Here is a 19,391-nt window from a genome sequence, read left to right as displayed (position 1 = left end):
CGGCGGGGGGATGGCTGGCGCAGGCGGCCAGCACGAGCAGGCAGGCGCCGAACGTGGCGCTGAGGCGTTTGGTCATGGGGCGCGATTATGGGCGGCCGACCGTATTCCGTGAAGGGCGGGGACGGTAAAACGTTTCATCGCTTCATGCGGATAAAGCGATTGACATGCGGCCGCGGCGGTGCCATGCTGGCCCGGCCATCGAGACCGGCGGAGGGACAGGCCCTTTGATGCCGGGGCAGCCTGCGGACGCGCGCAGCGGACGTGAGGTGCCAAATCCTGCGGGGACTGCGGTCCGCCGAGAGATGGTTCGCACCGTGCCAGGCACGGCGGACGCGGGCTCCACGCGGGGCTCGATGGCGGTTTTTCCACGGACACCGCCATGAGCCTTGAGACAACCGCCACCTCCCTCCCCGAACCCCTCCAGGTCACGGCCGCCGCCGCGCAGGCCGGCGCCGACGCCGTGCGCGGCCAGCTGCGGGTGGCGCTGCCGATGCGCCACGCCGGCACCCACGAGGTGGAGCTGCGCTACGAGCTGCGTGGCCCGGAGGACGCCCCGGTGGTGTTCGTGGCCGGCGGCATCTCCGCGCACCGGCACGTCTCGGCCAGCGCCAGCTTCCCCGAGGCCGGCTGGGCCAACGCGCTGGTCGCCGCCGGCCGCGCCCTGGATCCGGCGCGCCTGCGCGTGCTGGCCTTCGACTACGTCGGCGCCGACGGCCGCCTGGACGTGCCCATCGACACCGCCGACCAGGCCGACGCCATCGCCCTGCTGCTGGACGCGCTGGGCATCGCCCGGCTGCAGGCGTTCGTGGGCTATTCCTACGGCGCCATGGTCGGCCTGCAGTTCGGCGCGCGCCATCCGCACAGGCTGCGCCGCCTGGTGGCGGTCAGCGGCGCGCACAGCCCGCACCCCTACGCCTCGGCCTGGCGCGCGCTGCAGCGCCGCGCGGTGGCACTGGGCCAGTTGCAGTGCGCCGACGCCGCCGGCCTGGCCCTGGCGCGGCAGTTCGCCATGCTCAGCTACCGCACGCCCGAGGAGTTCGGCGAGCGCTTCGCCGCGCCGCCGGAGATCGTCAACGGCCGCGTGCGCTGCGCCGCCGAGGACTACCTGGATGCCTGCGGCGCGCAGTACGTGGCGCGCACCCCGGTCACCGCCTTCCTGCGCCTGTCCGAGTCCATCGACCTGCACCGCGTGGACCCGGCCGGCGTGCGGGTACCGGTGACCGTGGTGGCGGTGGAAGGCGACCGCCTGGTGCCGCTGGCCGACTCGGTGAACCTGGTCGAGGGGCTGGCCGGCCGCGGCCAGCTGCGCGTGCTGCGCTCGCCCTACGGCCACGACGCCTTCCTCAAGGAAACCGACCGCATCGACCTGATCCTGGCCGCCGTGCTGCACGGCAAAGACGGAGCCGCCGCATGACCACCCCCGCCCCCACGTCCACTCCCGACAGCGCCGGCTGTCGTCCCTCCACCATCGCCGTGCGCGCCGGCATCGACGCCGATCCGGCCCACGGCGCGGTGACCCCGCCGATCGTGCTGTCGAGCAACTTCAGCTTCGACGGCTTCGGCAACAAGCGCCGCTACGACTACACCCGCAGCGGCAACCCCACCCGCGACCTGCTGGCCGAGGCCCTGGCCGGGCTGGAAGGCGGTGCCGGCGCGGTGGTCACCGCCACCGGCATGGGTGCGATCACCCTGGTGCTGCATGCGCTGCTGGAGCCGGGTGACCGTCTGGTGGTGCCGCACGACGCCTACGGTGGCAGCTGGCGCCTGTTCAACGCACTGGCGGGGAAGGGCCACTTCGAGCTGATCACCACCGACCTGACCGACCCGCGCGCGCTGGCCGGGGCGCTGGCGCGCAGGCCGAAGCTGGTGCTGGCCGAATCGCCGTCCAACCCGCTGCTGCGCATCACCGACCTGCGCTTCGTGACCGAGGCCGCGCACCGCGCCGGCGCGCTGGTGGTGGTGGACAACACCTTCCTGTCGCCGGCGCTGCAGAACCCGATCGCCTTCGGCGCCGACCTGGTGGTGCACTCCACCACCAAGTACGTCAACGGCCACAGCGACGTGGTCGGCGGCGCGGTCATCGCGCGCGAGGCGGCGCTGCACGAGCAGCTGGTGTGGTGGGCCAACGCGCTGGGCCTGACCGGCTCGCCGTTCGACAGCTTCCTGACCCTGCGCGGCCTGCGCACGCTGGAGGCGCGCATGCGCGTGCACCAGGAGAACGCCGCCGCCATCGCCGCGCTGCTGGACGGCCATCCGGCGGTGGAGAAGGTGTACTTCCCGGGCCTGGCCTCGCATCCGGGCCATGCCGTGGCCGCGCGCCAGCAGCGCGGGCCGGGCGCCATGCTCAGCTTCGAACTGGCCGGCGGCGAGCCGGCGGTGCGCGCCTTCGTGGACAGCCTGCGCTGGTTCACCCTGGCCGAGTCGCTGGGCGGGGTGGAGAGCCTGGGCGCGCATCCGGCCTCCATGACCCACGCGGCGATGACCCCGGAGGCGCGCGCCCATGCCGGCATTTCCGACGGCCTGCTGCGCCTGGCGGTGGGCATCGAGGCCTGCGAGGACCTGGTCGCGGACGTGGCCGCCGCGCTGCAGGCGGCGCAGGCCGCCGCCGTGGCCGCGCGCAAACGGGTGGACGCATGAGCACCGCGGCCGGCCTGCGTCCGCGCCGCACCGTGGCCCGCGAGGCCGGCGCGCGGCGCCTGGCGCTGCTGGGCACCGGCACGGTCGGTTCGGCCTTCGTCGCCCGTTACCAGGTGCTGCGCCAGCGGGGCCTGCCGCTGCCGCCGGTGGCCTGGGTGGCCAACTCGCGCACCGTGCTGGCGGTGGCGGACGATCCGCGCGCCAGCCTGGAGGCGGCGCGGGCCGCGCCACGCGGGGTGGCGGCGCCGGCCTGGCCGGAGGTCGAGGCGTTGTGCGCGGGCGACGTGGTGGTGGATGCCACCGCCAGCGACGCGGTCGCCGCCCGCCATGCAGCTTGGCTGGCGCGCGGGGTGCACGTGGTCACCGCCAATAAGCTGGGCCACGGCGCCGCGCTGGCGCGTTCGCAGGCCATCGCCCGGGCGCAGGCCGCAAGCGGCGCGCGCTACGGCGACAGCGCCACGGTCGGCGCCGGGCTGCCGGTGCTGGGCAGCGTGCGCGCGCTGGTGGCCGGCGGCGACCACGTCCACGTCATCGAGGGCGTGCTGTCCGGCTCGCTGGCGTGGCTGTTCCACCAGTTCGACGGCACCCGGCCGTTCTCGGCGCTGGTGCGCCAGGCCATGGCCGCCGGCTGCACCGAGCCGGACCCGCGCGTGGACCTGTCCGGCGAGGACGTGCGCCGCAAGCTGCTGATCCTGGCGCGCGCGGCAGGCTTCGCCCTGGAGGCCGCGCAGGTGCGCGTGGAGCCGCTGCTGCCGGCGGCGCTGGCCGCGGCGCCGGCGCACGGGCTGGAGGCGGCGCTGGAGGCGCTCGACAAGCCGCTGGCGCGCCGCCTGGACGAGGCGCGCGCCCGCGGCGGGCGCCTGCGCTTCACCGGCCGCGTGGACGCGGCCGGCGCGGAGGTGGCGCTGCGCGTGCTGGCGCCGGACGATCCGCTGTGCGGCGGTGCCGGCACCGACAACCGCGTGGCCATCCACAGCGACCGGTACCGCGAGCGGCCGCTGCTGATCCAGGGGCCGGGCGCCGGCGCCGGGGTCACCGCCGCGGCGCTGCTGGACGATGTGCTGCGCGTGTGCGCCGGCTGAGCGCGGCTCAGGCGCGCGGCAGGGTGCCGGCGGCGCCGAACATCTCCAGCAGGCCGCTTTCCACCAGCCAGCCGGGGTCGCCCTCGAAGCCGATCATGCCCGGTGGCGGCTGCGCGCCCGGCGCCGGGCGGTAGGCCACCCAGGTGTTGCGGCCGCAGGCCTTGGCCCGGTACAGCGCGCGGTCGGCCAGGGTGACCAGCTGCTCCCAGCCCAGCAGGCGCGGCGCGCCGGGGAACAGCGGGTACTCGATCAGCCCGACCGAGGCGGTCAGGTGGTGCTGCATGCCGTTGCCCAGGTCGAACGGCCGCGCGGCGATCTCGCTGCACAGGCGCTGGCCGATCTGCGCCAGGCTGCCACGCGGCAGCGGCCGGAACACCAGCAGGAACTCCTCGCCGCCCCAGCGCGCCACATAGTCGCCCTTGCGCACCAGACCGGTCAGGCGCGCGGCCAGCTGCTCCAGCACGCGGTCGCCGGCGGCGTGGCCGTGGGTGTCGTTGACCGGCTTGAAGTGGTCCACGTCGAGCAGGGCGAAGGCCACCACCTCGTTGCCGGCGCGGTAGGCCGCGTCGCGCTCGTAGAAGGACAGGTCTGCCGGGATCTGCCGCGACAGGTAGCGGCGGTTGTGCAGGCCGGTGAGCGGGTCGGTGAAGCTGATCGCCTCCAGGCGCGCGTTGGCCGCCTGCAGGTCACGGGTGCGCTCCTGCACCAGCCGCTCCAGCTCGGCGCGCTGCCGCTCGTGGCGGGCCTGCAGCAGCCGGTAGCCCAGATAGGGCGCGCCGCCGACCAGCAGCGCCAGCAGGATCTGGAAGGCCAGGGTCTCGTGCATCCTGGGCGGGATCCGTACCGGCAGGCGCGCCGCGCTGGCCAGCGGGGTGGGGCGGGCGAAGTCGGCCACCTCGAACGTGTACTTGCCCGGCGGCAGGTTGGTGTAGGTGGCGGTGCGCAGCGCCGGGTCGTCCAGCTCCCGCCACTGCGACTCGTAGCCGTGCAGGCGGTAGCGCAGCCGGACCACGTGGGTCGGCTGGAACGAGGGCACGGTGAACTCGAACTTCAGGTCGCGCTCGCCCAGCGGCAGCTCCAGCGCCCCCTGCTGCACCGGCTCCCAGCCGCGTACGCCCGCATGCACGCGCTCGATCCGCACCTGCGGCACGGTGCCGGTCTGCGGCGGGCGGGTGCTGTCCAGCAGCAGGACGCCGTCGCGGGTGGGCAGCCAGATCATGCCGTCGCGGTACAGGCCGCGGGCGTTGCCCGAGCCGTTGCAGCAGCGGCCGAGCTGGCCGCCGGGACGGTCGGAGCCGGAGTTGATCACCATCTCCGCGGGCACGCGGTGGGCCGGGTCGGCCAGTGCGCGCTCCAGCTCGGCCAGCGGGATGCGGTACACGCCGCGCATGCCGGCCACCCACAGGTGGCCGTGCGCGGTGGTGATGTGGAAGGCGATGTTGGCCGGCACGCCGCGGCTGGTGTCCAGGTGGTGCCAGCGCTGGCCGTCGTACACCTTCAGGTCCTCGCGGGCGCGGCCGCCGAGCACCCAGCGGCCGTCGTCCAGCTCGGCCAGCGTGCTGACCATGGTGTCGTCGGCCAGGCCGGTGTCACGGCCCAGCGGCAGGATGCGGCCCTCGCGCCATTCGTACAGGCCGCCGTAGGTGCCCAGCAGCACGCGGCCGTCGCGGGTCTCGTGGACCAGGCGCACGCGCGCATCGCCCAGGCCGTCCTGCTCGGCGTAGCGGACCAGCTTGCCGCCGCCGTCCAGCAGGTACAGGCCGTGGGTGGTGGCGAACCACAGCCGGCGCGCGCGGTCTCGGACGATGCCGTTGACCTGCGCGCCCTGCAGCGGCGCCAGCACCGCCGGCACCTGCACCCGCCCGTTGCGGTACAGCGCCGCACCGTTGCGGGTGCCGATCCAGGCCTGGTCCTGTTCCACCAGCAGGGTGTAGGCCTCCGGGTGGGGCAGCCGGTGGCCGGCGACGCGGCGGCGGAAGCGCTTGCCGTCCCACATGTCCACGCCGGCGCTGTGGCCCACCCAGACCGTGCCGTCCGGGGCCGGCGCGATGGTCCAGACCAGCAGGTCGCCCAGGCCGGCCTCGGCGCCGAGCCGGCGCGTCCAGCCGTCCCACACCCGGGTCAGGCCCTCGGTCATGCTGCCCAGCCACAGGTTGCCGTCGCGGTCCTCGAAGATGGCGCGGATGCGCTGGGTGCCTGGTGCCCCGCGCACGCGCTCCACCTGGCGGCCGGCGCGGATGCGGTCCAGCCCCGGGCCGGTGGACACCCACAGGTTGCCGTCGCGGTCGCCGTGCAGCGCCTCCACCGCCATGCCGCCTTCGGCGTCGAAGGCCTCCCAGCGGCCGTCGCGGTACTCGAACAGGCCGTGGCTGGTGCCGGCCCAGACCGTGCCCTCGGCGTGGGCCAGGGCGGTCACCTGCGCGGTGCGCGCGGAGGCCGGCAGGGGCAGGGTGCGCACCTGGTCTTCCTGGACCAGCAGCACCTGGCCGACGCTGCCGACCCACAGGCCCTCGTCGCGCGCCAGCAGGCTCAGCGCCGGCCCCCGCAGGGGGTGGTGCAGCACCAGGCGGTCGTCCTGGACGGCGTAGATGCCCTCCGGGCCGGCCACCAGCACGCGGCCGCCGGCCCAGGCCAGGGCGTGCACGGGCAGGGTCCGGGCCGGCTCCGGCGGGGTGATGCTGCGGAAGTGGCCGCCCTCGCGCACCAGCAGGCCCATCGAGGTGCCCACCCACAGGCGGCGGCCGCCGCTTTCGGCCAGCAGGGCCTGGATGTGCCCGCCCAACTCGATGGCGTCGCCCTGCGCGTAGCGGGTGAAGTGGACGCCGTCGAAACGCGACAGACCGCCCTGCGAACCCAGCCAGATGAAGCCGGCCTCGTCCTGGGTGATGGCCAGCACGCTGACCTGGGGCAGGCCCTGCTCCACCGCCCAGGTGGTGGCCACGCGGTCAGCGAAGGGCTTGTCCGGCTCCAGGGCCGGGGCCGGGCGCGGCGCCAGGGCCAGCACCACCAGGGCGAACAGCCGGGCACACCGCCGCGCCACGCGCGCCGGTGTCTCCAGTCGCCAGTGGTTGCGGACCATCGGCTTGATCGAGTTCCCCCTGAACCCCGTCGGGGCCAAGACTACCCCGTAATACTTATAACGGCGCCGGCGGGGAGTTCTTGAACGGCCCCGCCGGGCTCAGCATTCGATGACGTTGACCGCCAGGCCGCCGCGGCTGGTCTCCTTGTACTTGTCCTGCATGTCGCGGCCGGTGTCGCGCATGGTCTTGATGACCTTGTCCAGCGACACCTTGTGCTGGCCGTCGCCGCGCAGGGCCATGCGCGCGGCGTTGATGGCCTTGACCGCGCCCATGGCGTTGCGCTCGATGCAGGGGATCTGCACCAGGCCGCCGATCGGGTCGCAGGTCAGGCCCAGGTTGTGCTCCATGCCGATCTCGGCGGCGTTCTCCACCTGGCCCGGGTTGCCGCCCAGGGCGGCGGCCAGGCCGGCGGCGGCCATCGAGCAGGCCACCCCCACCTCGCCCTGGCAGCCGACCTCGGCGCCGGAGATGGAGGCATTCTCCTTGTAGAGGATGCCGATGGCCGCGGCGGTGAGCAGGAAGTCGAACACGCCCTGCTCGTTGGCGCCTGGGCAGAAACGGTCGTAGTAGTGCAGCACCGCCGGGATGATGCCGGCCGCGCCGTTGGTCGGCGCGGTGACCACGCGCCCGCCGGCGGCGTTCTCCTCGTTGACCGCCAGCGCGTACAGGTTGACCCAGTCCAGCACGGTCAGCGGGTCGCGGATGCCGGCCTCGGGGCGGCCGGCCAGCTCGCGGTACAGCGCTGGGGCGCGCCGGACCACGCGCAGTCCGCCGGGCAGGGTGCCCTCCTGGCGGATGCCGCGCGCCACGCAGGCCTGCATCGCCGCCCAGATCTCGCGCAGGCGCGCGCGGATCTCGTCCTCGCCGCGCCAGGCCTTTTCGTTCTCGAACATCAGGGCGGCGATGCTCAGGCCGGACTCGGCGCAGCGCGCCAGCAGCTCGTCGCCGCTGTGGAACGGGTAGGGCAGCTCGGTGGTGTCGGCGACGATGCGGTCCTCGGCCGCCTCGTCCTGGTTGACCACGAAGCCGCCGCCGACCGAGTAGTAGTCGCGCGTGGCCAGCACGTTGCCGGCCGCGTCGTAGGCGGTGAAGCGCATGCCGTTGGTGTGGAACGGCAGCTTCTGCCGCTTGTTCATGATCAGGTCGGTCTTCTCGTCGAAGCCGATCTCGCGGGTGCCCAGCAGGCGGATGCGGCCGCTGCCGCGGATCCGCTCCAGGGTGGCGGGGATGATGTCCGGGTCGATCAGGTTCGGCCGGTGCCCCTCCAGGCCCAGCATCACCGCCTTGTCGGTGCCGTGGCCGCGGCCGGTCATGGCCAGCGAGCCGAACACCTCGGCGCGCACACGCGCCACCTGCGGCAGGTGCCCGGGCGCGTCCAGCCAGTGGGTGACGAAGCGCACCGCGGCGCGCATCGGGCCCACCGTGTGCGAGGAGCTGGGGCCAATGCCGATCTTGAACAGGTCGAAGGTGCTGACGGCCATCGGGAACGGGCGGGAACGGCGGGCCCCGCATTGTATTGGTTGCTGGCGCAACTGGCATGACGCACCGCGCCGGATCGGCTACCTTGCGCCTCCCGCCACCGCCGTGCCCGCCGATGTCCCGGTTCATCCTCTACCAGCGCGACGACTGCCACCTGTGCGACCTGGCCCTGGAGGAGCTGGCGCGGGCACGTCTGCCGGAGCCGGAGAGCGTGTTCATCGACGACGACCCGGCCCTGGAGGCGCGCTACGGCACGCGCGTGCCGGTGCTGCGCGACCTACGGCGCGGGTGCGAGCTGGACTGGCCGTTCAGCGCCGAGACGGTGCGCGGCTGGCTGGAGTGAGACCGGCCGCGCATCCCCGGGGCGGTCAGCGCGGGCGCAGCACCACCCGCGTGCTGACGTTGACCTCGTCGGGGATCAGCGAGGTGTCGGCCCAGTCGCCGCCGCCCACGCCGAAGTCCAGGCGCCGCACCACCGCCCGTCCGGTCAGCACCGGCTGCGCGCCCTCGCTCCACTGGAAGGTGAGGGTGACCGGCTTGCGCACGCCGCGCAGCTCCAGGGTGCCCTCGGCCACGTACTGGCCGTCGTCCAGGCGGCGGAATCCGCTGGCGGTGTAGCGGGCGTGGGCGAAGCGGGCCACGTCGAAAAAGTCCGAGGTGCGCAGCGTGGTGTCGCGGTCGCTGTTGCCGGTAGCGGCGCTGGCCAGGTCGATGGTGACATCCAGCCTGCCTTCCTCCGGCCTGGCCGGGTCGAAGCTCAGCTGCGTCTCGAACCGGCCGAAGCGGCCGGTGAACAGCTCGCCGTCGTAGCGGCTGGCGAAGGCCAGGGTGGAGCCGGGGGCCTGCACGTAGTCGGCGGCGGCCGCGGCGGCCGGCGCCAGCAGCGCCGCCAGCGCGGTGGCCACGGCGGCGGGGATGGTCGGTCGGATCTTCATCGGGAGACCTCGTCGTCGGGAACGGAGAGCCAGCCGCGCGGCAGCATCCGCGCCAGCGTGGCGTCGCGGCGGAACAGATGGTGGTACAGCGCCGCGCCGACGTGGACGGCCACCAGCGCCACCAGCAGCCAGAACAGCGTCACGTGCAGCCGCTGCGCAATCCCGGCCAGGGCCTCGTCGGGCGCGGCCAGCTTCGGTACCTCCGCCAGACCGAACCAGCGGAACGGACGCAGGCCGCTGGCCGAGTCGTACAGCCAGCCGGTCAGCGGCATGGCCAGGGCCAGCAGGTACAGCAGCAGGTGCACGGCCGCGGCCAGCCACGCCTGCCAGCGCGGCGTGCCCGGCACCGGCTGTGGCGCGCCGGCGTACAGGCGCCAGGCGATGCGCGCCAGCACCAGCGCCAGCACGGTCAGGCCCAGCGACTTGTGCAGGGTGTAGACCCAGAAGTACTTCGGCGAGCGTGGCAGTTCGCCCATCACCAGGCCGATGGCACCGATGGACAGGATCAGCACGGCGACGGTCCAGTGCAGTAGCTGGCTGACGCCGCCCCAGCGGCCGGCGGTGTTCCTCAGGCTCATGGCGTCGAAGGTTCCTCTTCGGTGTCGGTGTCGGAAGGCATTGCGGGTGTGGTGCCGGCCTCGTCGTCCTCCGGTGCGGGGCCGGCGCCGCGGTGGCGCACGGCCTCGGCCTCGATGCGCAGCTCCACCGTGGCGCCGATCATCGAGGGCCAGGCGTCGATGCCGAATGCATGGCGGTCGAGGGTGGCGGTGGCGGAGAAGCCGGCGGTGCGGCGGAACGGTGGCAGCGGATGCCGGCGCAGCGCGTTGAAGCGCACCTCCAGCGGCACCGGCCGGGTGACGCCGCGCAGGGTCAGCAGGCCGTGCACGATGAAGCGGTCCGGCCCGAGCGGCTCGATGCGCCCGGACACGTAGCGCGCCTCCGGCCAGCGTCCGGCGTCGAGCAGGCGGCGGCCGAGCGTGGCGCGGTTCCAGGCCGCATCGCCGAGGTCCAGGCGCGCCAGCGGCACGCGCACGTCCAGGCGTGCGCTGCTCCAGTCCCGCGGGTCGAACTCGAGTTCGCCCTCGGCGCCGGACACGGTGCCGAGGGCGTGCGAGAAACCGGCGTGCTCCACCGCGAACAGCACGCGCGTGTGCACCGGGTCCAGCGCGTAGCGCGCCGGCTGCGCGGCCAGCGGCACCGCGCACAACGCCAGCAGCGCGGCGAGCGCGGGACGCAGGATGGACGGGCGGCGGCATCGGCGTTGCATGGGCGGCATTCTAGGCACAGCTGCGACCTTCGACTGCTTGCGCGTCCAACGAAGCGTTGCGACGATTCGCCGGGGAGTCTTCCATGACGAGGATGTCGATGCGGCGGATGCCGGGTCTGCTGTTGGTCCTGGCGCTGGCGCTGGCGGGCGCCGCGTGGGCGGCCGTGCCCGACATGCCGCGCTTCCGTATCACCGGCGCCAGCGAGGGCCTGCCGAGCACCAACGTGACCGCGCTGGCGCGCGACCGCCAGGGCTACCTGTGGGTCGCCACCTGGGATGGCCTGGCGCGCTACGACGGCGTGGGCTTCCGCGTGTGGCGCCACGATCCGAAGGATCCGGCATCGCTTCCTGGCAACCTGTTGCAGGCGCTTTACGTTGACAGCCGCGACCGCGTCTGGGTGGCCAGCGAGAACGGCGGCATCAGCGTGATGGACGCCGGCCGGGGCGGTTTCCGCCACTACCGCCAGGCCGACCACCCGGAGCTGGCCAGCGACGACGTGTTCGCCATCGCCGGCGATGACGATTCCGTGTGGCTGGGCACCTACGGTGGCGGCCTGTACCGCGTGGACGGGCAGGACCACATCGCGCGCGCGCGCGCCGGCGATGCGGAGATCGACGGCGCGCTGGACACGGCGATCTTCAGCCTGGTCTTCGACGGGGACGGCGGCCTGTACATCGGCACGCTCGCCGGCCTGGTGCACCGCGACGGCGGGGGGCGGATGCGCCTGCTGGAGCTGCCCGACGAGAAGAAGCGCGCCCCGGTGGTGGCGCTGTGGCGCGAGAAGGACGCCACCTGGGTGGGCACCACCCGCGGGCTGTACCGCCTGCGCGGGGACGGGCGATGGGACAGCCCGGCGTGGGCACGGGCATTCAAGGGCCACCAGGTGGTCACGGCGATGGCCCAGGACGGCATGGGCGGCTACTGGGTCGCCACCCGCAGCGGCTTCTGGCACGTGGACAGCGAGGGCGACACGCACCAGGCGCTGCACGAGGCGCAGGCGCTGGGCGTGTCGCAGGTGGTGCAGGCGCTGCTGCGCCTGGAAGACGGCGCGCTGTGGGTCGGCGTGCCGACCCAGGGCCTGGGCTACCTGCGCCCGGACTGGCGGCGCGTCGCCGTGCTGGACAAGTCGCACGGCCTGGGCGGTGGCCTGTACCGCGCCATCGGCGTGGCCGCGCGCGGCGGGGTATGGCTGGCCGGCAGCCTCGGCGAGCTGGAGCACCTGGACACCGCCACAGGCAAGGCGGCCGCGTTCGCCTACGAGGTGCCCGGCGACAACCGGGTGCGCAGCCTGCTGGAGGCGCGCGACGGCAGCCTGTGGATCGGCGCCGGCCCGGTGCTGATGCGGATCGCGCGTGACGGCAAGGTCCGGCACTGGAAGCGTGACAGCGAGGAGGATCCGGCACCGGGCGGCAGCACCGTGGACTGGTTGCTGGAGGCGCCGGACGGATCGGTGTGGGTGGCCACCAGCGGCGGCGGCCTGCAACGCCGCGACGGGCGCACCGGGCGCGTGCTGGAGGCGCTCAAGCCGGGGATGGTCGAGGGCCTGGAGCGGGTGGACATCACCGAGGTCAGGCTCGGCCCGGAGGGGCTGCCGTGGATCGTCGAGGAGGGCCGGCTGCTGCGCTGGGATCCGGTGCGCCGCGCGTTCCTGCCACTGCCCGGGCTGGAGACCGGCCCCATCATCACCTTCGTGCTGGACGGGCCGCGGCGCCTGTGGGTGCAGGGCCTGTCCGGCGTGCAGATGTGGGAGGAGGTGCGCGGCACCTGGCAGCTGCGCGAGCGGCTGGGCGTGGACGACGGCGTGCCGGCCACCGAGGCCACCGGGCTGGTGGTGGACCAGGCGCGCCGGCTGTGGCTGGGTACGCGGCGCGGCCTGTTCCGGATCGAGCCGTCCGACGGCGCGCGCCCGGCCCGGGTGAGCCATTTCGGCGTGCGCGAGGGCCTGCCCAGCCAGGAACTGGTGGAGAACGCCCTGGCCCTGGACGCGCGCGGCGTGCTGGTGGCCGCGCTCGGTGACGGCTCGCTGCTGCTGCTGGACACGACCATGCCCGATCCCGACCCGGTGGTGCCCTACCTGGTGATCGACGGGGTCAAGGTGCGCCGCGGCGACGACGAGCTGGCGCTGCCGGTCGGCGGCGCCTTCACCCTGCAGCCGGGCGACCGCGATCTGCAGGTGACCGCCAGGCTGCTGGCCTTCGACGATCCGCAGTCGATCCGCTACCGCTTCCACCTGGCCGGCTACGACACCGACTGGGTGCCCGGCGACAGCGACGGCGAGCGCGTGTTCTCGCAGCTGCCGCCGGGCAGCTACCGCCTGGAGGTGCAGGCGGCCGCGCGTGGCCAGGACTGGTCGCCGGTGCGCGAGCTGGCCTTCACCGTGGCGCCGCCGTGGTGGCGCAGCGGCTGGGGCATGCTGCTGCTGGCCTGCTGCGTGCTGCTGCTGCTGGGCTGGGGCGCGTGGGCCTACCGCCGGCGCCTGCGCCGCCGCGCCCAGCTGCAGCTGGAGATGCACAAGCGCGAGCTGGCCGAGCAGGCTTCGCTGGCCAAGAGCCGCTTCCTGGCCACCCTCGGCCACGAGGTGCGCACGCCGATGACCGGCGTGCTGGGCATGAGCGAGCTGCTGCTGGACACGCCGCTGGACGGGCGCCAGCGCGGCTATGTCGAGGCGATCCGCCGCGCCGGCGAGCACCTGCTGCGCCTGGTCAACGACGCCCTCGACCTGGCCCGCATCGAGGCCGGCCGCCTGGAGCTGGACGAACAGGACTTCGACCTGCGCGCGCTGGTGGCCGAGGTGGTGGCGCTGATGGCGCCGGTGGCCGAACAGCGCGGCCTGGCCTTCCACGTCCGCACCGCGCCCGAGGCACCGCGCTGGCTGCGCGGCGATCCGGTGCGGCTGCGCCAGATCCTGCTCAACCTGCTCGGCAACGCGGTCAAGTTCACCGAGCGCGGCGAGGTGGTGCTGGGCGTGGCCGCGTTGCAGCCGCAGGGCGTGGTGTTCGTGGTGCGCGACACCGGCCCGGGACTGGACGAGTCGCAGAAGGAACGTCTGTTCCGCCGCTTCGAGCAGGCCGACGGTGCGCGCACCACCACCCGCTACGGCGGCAGCGGCCTGGGCCTGGCCATCTGCCAGGAGCTGGCCGTGGCCATGGGCGGCCGCATCGGCGTGGAAAGCGCGCCGGGGCAGGGCGCCACCTTCCGCGTGGAGCTGCCGCTGCCGGCCGGCAGCGTGCCGGCCGTCGCGGAGCGGCCGGTGCGCGCCGGACAGCGTTCGCTGGACCTGCTGCTGGTGGAGGACGACCCGACCGTGGCCGAGGTCATCGCCAGCCTGCTGCGCGCGCAGGGCCACCGCGTGGCGCACGCCGCGCACGGCCTGGCGGCGCTGGCGGACGTGGCGGTGGCGCGCTTCGACCTGACCCTGCTGGACCTGGACCTGCCGGGGCTGGACGGGCTGTCGCTGGCCCGCCAGCTGCGCGCGCAGGGCTTCACCCCGCCGCTGCTGGCGATCACCTCGCGTCCCGACGCGGAGGCCGAGCAGGCCGCGCGCGAGGCCGGCTTCGACGGCTTCCTGCGCAAGCCGGTGACCGGCGAGATGCTGGCCGCGGCCATCGACGCGGTGCTGCCGGAGGAGCCGGCCGCGGTGTGAGGCCGGCGCGCGCGCTCAGCGCGCGCTGTGCCGGTGCACCGCCTCCACCAGCGCGGCCACGTGCTCCGGGTCCATGTCCGGCGACATGCCGTGGCCGAGGTTGAACACGTGGCCCTCGCGCGAGCCGCCGTTGCCTTCGGCGTAGCTGTCCAGCACGCGCGCGGCCTCGCGGGCGATCACGTCCGGGCTGGCGTACAGGGTGGCCGGGTCGAGGTTGCCCTGCAGCGCGACCTTGCCGCCGGTGCGGCGCGCGGCCTCGCCCAGCTCCACCAGCCAGTCCACGCCGACGGCGTCGGCGCCGCTGTCGGCCAGCGCCTCCAGGTACGGCGCGTTGCCCTTGCCGAACAGGATCAGCGGGGTGCGCTCATCGCCCTGGCCACGCTCCAGCTCGCGGGCGATGCGTGCCAGGCAGGGCAGGGAGAACTCGCGGTACAGTGCCGGCGAGAGCACGCCACCCCAGGTGTCGAACACCTGCAGCGCCTGCGCGCCGGCGGCGCGCTGCGCGGCCAGGTAGGCGATCACCGCGTCGGTGACCACGCCCAGCAGCCGGTGCAGCAGCTCCGGCCGGTCGAAGGCCATGGCCTTGATCTTCGAATAGTTGTCGCTGCCGCCGCCCTCGACCATGTAGCAGGCCAGGGTCCACGGGCTGCCGGAGAAGCCGATCAGCGGCACCGCGCCATCCAGCTCGCGGCGGATCAGGCGCACCGCGTCCATCACGTAGCGCAGCTCGGTCTCCATGTCCGGCACCGCCAGGCGGGCCACGTCGGCCTCGTCGCGGACCGGGCGCTCGAACTTCGGGCCCTCGCCCTCGGCGAAGTACAGGCCCAGGCCCATGGCGTCGGGCACGGTGAGGATGTCGGAGAACAGGATCGCCGCGTCCAGCGGGAAACGGCGCAGCGGCTGCAGGGTCACCTCGCAGGCCAGCTCCGGGTTCTTGGCCATGGCCAGGAAGCTGCCGGCCCGGGCGCGGGTGGCACGGTACTCGGGCAGGTAGCGGCCGGCCTGGCGCATCAGCCAGACGGGGGTGCGGTCCACGGGCTGCCGGCGCAGGGCGCGCAGCAGGCGGTCGTTGGCTAGGGATCGGGACACGGGATACCTGGGTCGGACGGGAACAAGGAGGCGGCCGCTCACTTCGGCGGTTCGGCACCGCTGACGAAGACCATTTTGAAGCCGCGCCTGAGCTGGGCGTCGCGGGCCTTCTCGAACGCGGCCAAGGCCTCGTCCTGCAGCAGGTACTGCTCGCGCCGCAGCTGCGACCTGCCGCCGATCTGGCCGCTCTCGCGCAACAGCTCCCAGCCGCCGAACAGGTCCGGCTGCAGGGTCAGCTGCACGTAGCGGGGTGCCTCGCCCGGAGCCGGGGGCTGCTGCAGGAGGATGCGCATGGGCCCATTGTAGCGGGCGGGCCGGCCGCGATGGCCGGCCGGTCAACCCTCCCGCAGCACCTCCAGCACGCGCGCCTCGTCCACGCCGGGCACCACCTCGGCGCGGCCGATGCCGCGCCAGAGCACCAGGCGCAGCTGCCCGGCCAGGTTCTTCTTGTCCAGGCGCATGCGCGCCAGCAGCGCTTCCGGCGCCAGCCCGGCCGGGAGCGCCACCGGCAGGCCGCAGGCCCGCAGCAGCGCCTCCAGGCGCGCGGTGTCCGCCTCCGGGGCCAGGCCCAGCCGTGTCGACAGGCGCGCGGCCAGGACCATGCCCACGGCCACCGCCTCGCCGTGGTTGAGCGCCCCGCCATCGGTGCTGGCATAGCCCTGCTCGGCCTCGATGGCGTGGCCGAAGGTGTGGCCCAGGTTGAGCAGGGCGCGTTCGCCCTTCTCCAGCGGGTCGCGCTCGACGATGGCGGCCTTGTGCTCGCAGCTGCGGGCGATGGCCGTGGCCAGCGCGGCGTCGTCGCCGGCCAGCAGGGCGGGATGGGCCTGCTCCAGCCAGGCGAAGAAGTCCCGGTCGCGGATGCAGCCGTACTTGACCACCTCGGCCAGGCCGGCGCGCAGCTCGCGCGCCGGCAGGGTGCGCAGGGCGGTCGTGTCGGCCAGCACCGCGCGCGGCGGATGGAAGGCGCCGACCAGGTTCTTGCCCTGCGGGATGTCCACCGCGGTCTTGCCGCCGACCGAGGAATCCACCATCGCCAGCAGGGTGGTGGGCAGCTGCACACAGTCCACCCCGCGCATCCAGCAGGCCGCGGCGAAGCCGGCCAGGTCGCCGACCACGCCGCCGCCCAGGGCGAACACGGTGGCGTCGCGGGTGGCGCCGAGCGTGGCCAGCGCCTCGATGGCCGCAGCGAAGCCGGCCAGGGTCTTGTGCCGCTCGCCGGCCGGCATCACGTGGGTGGCCAGCTCCAGCTCCGGGCGCGCCGCGCGCAGGGCGGCCTCGACCCGCGCCGCGTACAGCGGGGCGACCTGGCTGTCGCTCAGCAGCAGGGCATGGCGGCCGCGCACGGTGGCCGCCAGGCGCGCGCCGTCCTCCAGCAGACCGGGGCCGATGTGGATGGTGTACGGCGCGGCGCCGCCGACGCGGACCTCGCGGATGGCGTTCATGCGCGCACCCCGTCCATCTGCCAGCGCTCGGCCAGCTGCAGGCCCAGGCGCGCGGCGGCCTCGGCCGCGGTCATGCCATCGGTGGCCATGACCAGGTCGGCCACCTCGCGGTACAGCGGCTCGCGCCGCACCGCCAGCTCGCGCAGCACCTGCTCGCGGTCCGGGTGCTGCAGCAGCGGCCGGGCGCGGTCGCGGCCGAGCCGGCGCAGCTGCGCCTCCAGGCCCACCTGCAGGTAGACCACGAAGCCGCGTTCACGCATCAGCCGGCGGTTGTCCGCATCCAGCACCGCGCCGCCGCCGGTGGCCACCAGCCGACCCTCGCCGGCCAGCAGCTCGGCCAGCGCGGCGCGCTCGCGTTCGCGGAAGCCGGCCTCGCCGACGTGCTCGAAGATCGCGGCGATGGTGGCGCCGGTGCGCTCCTCGACGTAGTGGTCGGCATCCACGAAGGCCAGGCCGAAGCGTTCGGCCAGGCGCCGGCCGATCGAGGTCTTGCCGGCGCCCATCGGCCCGACGAGCACGAGGTTGGGGGCGGGATTCATGGCCGGCGATGCTAGCACCGCCGCGATGGTCACCGCTGCAACGGTGCCCGCGCCGTGCCGCCGCGTTAACGCGGCCGCGGCCAGACTGCCGGTCCCGGCGCGCGAGCGCCCACCACCGGAGGCAGCACCATGTCGGTCGCTAAAGTCATCGAGATCACCTCCTCGTCCAAGTCGGGCATCGAGGACGCCGTCAGGAGCGGGCTGGGCAAGGTGTCCGAGACCGTGCAGGGCATCCAGGGCGCCTGGGTCAACGACATCAAGGTCGAGACCGACGGCAACGGCAACATCACCGAATGGCGGGTCAACATGCGGGTGACCTTCGTCGTGCAGTGAGGCACGCGCCGGCTCAGCCGTCCCCCGCCTCCGGCGCCGGGGCGGCCAGCTGCTCCAGCTCCAGCGCCACCATCAGGTGCAGCTCGTCCAGCGCGCGCACGTTGCAGGGCCTGGAGCGGCGCAGGTAGATGTCCAGCACCGTGGCCACCAGCTCGCACATCACCTCCGGGTCGCGCTTCCAGGCCAGCATCACCGCGGCGAAGGTCGGGCTCCGGCGTGGATCGGCCGGTGCTGGCGTGGTACCGGGGGGCGGGGCGGGAGGACCGGGCGGGGACGGCGGCCCGGGGCTGTGCGGGGGCGTAACCGTGTCCATGCGCACATCCTGTGTGTGACGTGTCTGGCCGTTCCATCGGACGGTTCGCAAAATGCGCCGCCGCACGCCGCTCAGGACAGCAGCCCGTGCTCGCGGGCGTAGGCGTACAGCTCCAGGTCGCTGCGCAGCCCCAGCTTGGCCATCGCGCCCATCTTCTGGTGGCTGACGGTCTTGACGCTGCGGTTCAGGCGCCGGGCGATCTCGGTCACCGTCAGCCCGGAGCCGAACAGGCGCAGCACCTCGGCCTCGCGCCGCGACAGCGCGCGGCCGCTGCCGCCTCCGTCGGCCTCGAGCACGCGGCGCACGGCCGCGCCCAGGTAGCGGCGGTGGCGGGCGGCGGCGGCGACCGCCGCGGTCAGTTCCGCCAGTGCGTCCGCCTTGGCCAGCAGCCCGTGCACGCCGGTGGCGAGGATGGCGCGCAGCACGGCGGCGTTGCCGGCCATGGTCAGGACCACCACCGGCACCTGCGGCCAGCGCCGGCGCAGGCGGGCGAGCATGCCCAGGCCGTCGGCGGTGGAACCGCCGGGCATGCTGAAGTCGGTCAGCACCAGGTCGGCGGGGTGGGCGGCCATGGCCTCGAACAGCGCCTCCGGCGTGCCGGCCTCGGCCACCACGGTGGCGGTGGCGTCGCGTTCCAGCAGCAGGCGCACGCCCCCGCGCACCACCGGATGGGCGTCGGCGAGGATGATGCGCAGCCTGTCCATGGTGGCGGTTCCCCAGGTCCATCCAGGCCCGCGGCGGCGTCAGCCGCTGCCCGTGGGCGGTTCGGTGCCGGCGCCGAGGCCGTCCAGCAGGCAGGCCAGGCGCGCCACGCGCCGGCGCAGGCTGCGGGCCTGGGCGGCCTGGTCGCCGGCCGGCGGTGGCACCGGCCCGGAACCGGCCACCTCGACCAGGCGCAGCGAACCGTCGATGCGGTGCGCCAGGTCCCGGCAGGTGGCCGCGTCGCCGCGCCGCAGCGCGGCCTCCAGCGCGTCGAGGTCGCGGCGGCAGGCGGCAAGCAGGGTCGCCAGCACGGCGCGGGCGTCGTCCAGGCTGCCGAAGGCTTCGGCCAGCACGTCCCGCCGGTCCGGGCCGGCCGCCACCGCGTCCTGCTGCCCCAGGTGGCGGTGCAGCTCGTGCGCCAGCGCCTGCAGCCGGACCGGCTTTTCCAGCACGCCGTCCATGCCGGATTCGGCGCAGCGTTGCGCCAGCTCCAGCGGATCGCTGGCGGACAGGGCCACGATCGGCAGGTGCGCCCCGGCGCGCTCGCTGGCGCGGATGCGGCGGGCCAGGGCATAGCCGTCCAGCACCGGCATGCGGCAGTCGGTCAGGACCAGGTCGATGCCGTGGCCGGCCAGGCGTTGCCAGGCCTCCTCGCCGTCCTCGGCCAGGGTGCAGCGGTAGCCCAGCCGGCGCAGCTGGTGCGCGATCACCGCGCGGCTGATGGGATCGTCCTCGGCCAGCAGGACCCGTGGCCGGTCGCCTGCGGCCTGGTGCCCGCCCGGGAGGCGGGCGGTGTCGGCATGGATGTGGGTCATCGGGGGGGCGTCCGGGGGTGGCTCTTATACACAT

At 74.4% G+C, this 19,391-nt stretch carries 18 protein-coding genes and 1 riboswitch; of the genes, 6 read left to right on the top strand and 12 right to left on the bottom strand.

The features are described from left to right. Positions 1-192: 192 nt before the first annotated feature. A riboswitch (SAM riboswitch) is annotated at positions 193-309 on the top strand. Positions 310-379: 70 nt separating this feature from the next. Genes metX through CR938_RS10925 form a run of 3 tightly spaced genes read left to right on the top strand, consistent with a single transcriptional unit; the run spans position 380 to position 3,719 of the window. Then, positions 380-1,414, top strand: coding sequence for a homoserine O-succinyltransferase MetX (gene metX, locus CR938_RS10935; protein WP_162125044.1), 1,035 nt, complete (start codon positions 380-382; stop codon positions 1,412-1,414). Continuing rightward, the gene (locus CR938_RS10930; RefSeq protein ID WP_162125043.1) at positions 1,411-2,637 is read left to right on the top strand and encodes an O-succinylhomoserine (thiol)-lyase; all 1,227 of its coding nucleotides are present in this window, start codon (positions 1,411-1,413) and stop codon (positions 2,635-2,637) included. The genes metX and CR938_RS10930 overlap by 4 nt, the downstream gene beginning before the upstream one ends. Further along, positions 2,634-3,719 carry a homoserine dehydrogenase family protein gene (locus CR938_RS10925; protein ID WP_162125042.1) on the top strand — a complete coding sequence of 362 codons (1,086 nt, stop codon included), beginning with the start codon at positions 2,634-2,636 and terminating at the stop codon, positions 3,717-3,719. The genes CR938_RS10930 and CR938_RS10925 overlap by 4 nt, the downstream gene beginning before the upstream one ends. Before the next feature lie 7 nt (positions 3,720-3,726). Here CR938_RS10925 and CR938_RS10920 read toward each other — a convergent pair whose 3' ends face one another. Then, positions 3,727-6,798: a ligand-binding sensor domain-containing diguanylate cyclase gene (locus CR938_RS10920; RefSeq protein ID WP_162125041.1), complete on the bottom strand. Its 3,072-nt coding sequence runs from the start codon at positions 6,796-6,798 to the stop codon at positions 3,727-3,729. A gap of 99 nt (positions 6,799-6,897) precedes the next feature. Next, positions 6,898-8,280 carry an L-serine ammonia-lyase gene (locus CR938_RS10915; protein WP_162125040.1) on the bottom strand — a complete coding sequence of 461 codons (1,383 nt, stop codon included), beginning with the start codon at positions 8,278-8,280 and terminating at the stop codon, positions 6,898-6,900. Between the two features lie 113 nt (positions 8,281-8,393). On the opposite strand from CR938_RS10915, the gene CR938_RS10910 reads away from it, so the two are divergent. Further along, positions 8,394-8,621 carry a glutaredoxin family protein gene (locus CR938_RS10910; RefSeq protein ID WP_162125039.1) on the top strand — a complete coding sequence of 76 codons (228 nt, stop codon included), beginning with the start codon at positions 8,394-8,396 and terminating at the stop codon, positions 8,619-8,621. A gap of 25 nt (positions 8,622-8,646) precedes the next feature. Here the strand turns inward: CR938_RS10910 and CR938_RS10905 are convergent, their stop codons facing one another. From CR938_RS10905 to CR938_RS10895, 3 genes are read right to left on the bottom strand one after another with little or no spacing between them, the layout of a single operon-like run. Continuing rightward, the gene (locus CR938_RS10905) at positions 8,647-9,213 is read right to left on the bottom strand and encodes a YceI family protein (RefSeq protein WP_162125038.1); all 567 of its coding nucleotides are present in this window, start codon (positions 9,211-9,213) and stop codon (positions 8,647-8,649) included. Beyond that, entirely contained in the window at positions 9,210-9,791 is a 582-nt protein-coding gene (locus CR938_RS10900; protein WP_162125037.1) for a cytochrome b, read from the bottom strand. The genes CR938_RS10905 and CR938_RS10900 overlap by 4 nt, the downstream gene beginning before the upstream one ends. Then, positions 9,788-10,489 carry a YceI family protein gene (locus CR938_RS10895; RefSeq protein WP_162125036.1) on the bottom strand — a complete coding sequence of 234 codons (702 nt, stop codon included), beginning with the start codon at positions 10,487-10,489 and terminating at the stop codon, positions 9,788-9,790. The genes CR938_RS10900 and CR938_RS10895 overlap by 4 nt, the downstream gene beginning before the upstream one ends. A 74-nt stretch (positions 10,490-10,563) precedes the next feature. Here CR938_RS10895 and CR938_RS10890 point away from each other — a divergent pair, with 74 nt between their 5' ends. Next, positions 10,564-14,124, top strand: coding sequence for an ATP-binding protein (locus tag CR938_RS10890; RefSeq protein ID WP_246191050.1), 3,561 nt, complete (start codon positions 10,564-10,566; stop codon positions 14,122-14,124). Between the two features lie 15 nt (positions 14,125-14,139). On the opposite strand, the gene hemE is transcribed toward CR938_RS10890, so the two are convergent. Genes hemE through CR938_RS10870 form a run of 4 tightly spaced genes read right to left on the bottom strand, consistent with a single transcriptional unit; the run spans position 14,140 to position 17,194 of the window. After that, positions 14,140-15,213 (bottom strand): uroporphyrinogen decarboxylase, encoded by a 1,074-nt coding sequence (gene hemE / locus CR938_RS10885; protein WP_162125035.1) that lies wholly within the window; start codon positions 15,211-15,213, stop codon positions 14,140-14,142. Positions 15,214-15,251: 38 nt separating this feature from the next. Continuing rightward, a complete protein-coding gene (locus tag CR938_RS10880; protein ID WP_162125034.1) occupies positions 15,252-15,506 on the bottom strand; it encodes a WGR domain-containing protein in 255 nt (84 codons plus the stop codon). A gap of 42 nt (positions 15,507-15,548) precedes the next feature. Beyond that, a complete protein-coding gene (gene aroB / locus CR938_RS10875; protein ID WP_162125033.1) occupies positions 15,549-16,655 on the bottom strand; it encodes a 3-dehydroquinate synthase in 1,107 nt (368 codons plus the stop codon). Continuing rightward, a complete protein-coding gene (locus CR938_RS10870; protein WP_162125032.1) occupies positions 16,652-17,194 on the bottom strand; it encodes a shikimate kinase in 543 nt (180 codons plus the stop codon). The genes aroB and CR938_RS10870 overlap by 4 nt, the downstream gene beginning before the upstream one ends. 129 nt (positions 17,195-17,323) lie before the next feature. Between CR938_RS10870 and CR938_RS10865 the strand changes: the two genes are divergently transcribed. Then, positions 17,324-17,527, top strand: a complete 204-nt coding sequence (locus tag CR938_RS10865) for a dodecin family protein (RefSeq protein WP_162125031.1) — start codon at positions 17,324-17,326, stop codon at positions 17,525-17,527. A 13-nt stretch (positions 17,528-17,540) separates the two neighbouring features. On the opposite strand, the gene CR938_RS10860 is transcribed toward CR938_RS10865, so the two are convergent. From CR938_RS10860 to CR938_RS10850, 3 genes are all read right to left on the bottom strand, one after another. Continuing rightward, entirely contained in the window at positions 17,541-17,717 is a 177-nt protein-coding gene (locus CR938_RS10860) for a hypothetical protein (RefSeq protein ID WP_162125030.1), read from the bottom strand. Positions 17,718-17,911: 194 nt separating this feature from the next. Continuing rightward, positions 17,912-18,544 carry a response regulator gene (locus CR938_RS10855; RefSeq protein WP_162125029.1) on the bottom strand — a complete coding sequence of 211 codons (633 nt, stop codon included), beginning with the start codon at positions 18,542-18,544 and terminating at the stop codon, positions 17,912-17,914. A 39-nt stretch (positions 18,545-18,583) separates the two neighbouring features. Further along, positions 18,584-19,357, bottom strand: coding sequence for a response regulator (locus tag CR938_RS10850; protein WP_162125028.1), 774 nt, complete (start codon positions 19,355-19,357; stop codon positions 18,584-18,586). Positions 19,358-19,391: the final 34 nt, after the last annotated feature.

The organism is Pseudoxanthomonas taiwanensis, from assembly GCF_010093135.1.
In the GTDB taxonomy this organism is placed as follows: domain Bacteria; phylum Pseudomonadota; class Gammaproteobacteria; order Xanthomonadales; family Xanthomonadaceae; genus Pseudoxanthomonas; species Pseudoxanthomonas taiwanensis.
This window is presented reverse-complemented; position numbering and strand designations above follow the sequence as displayed.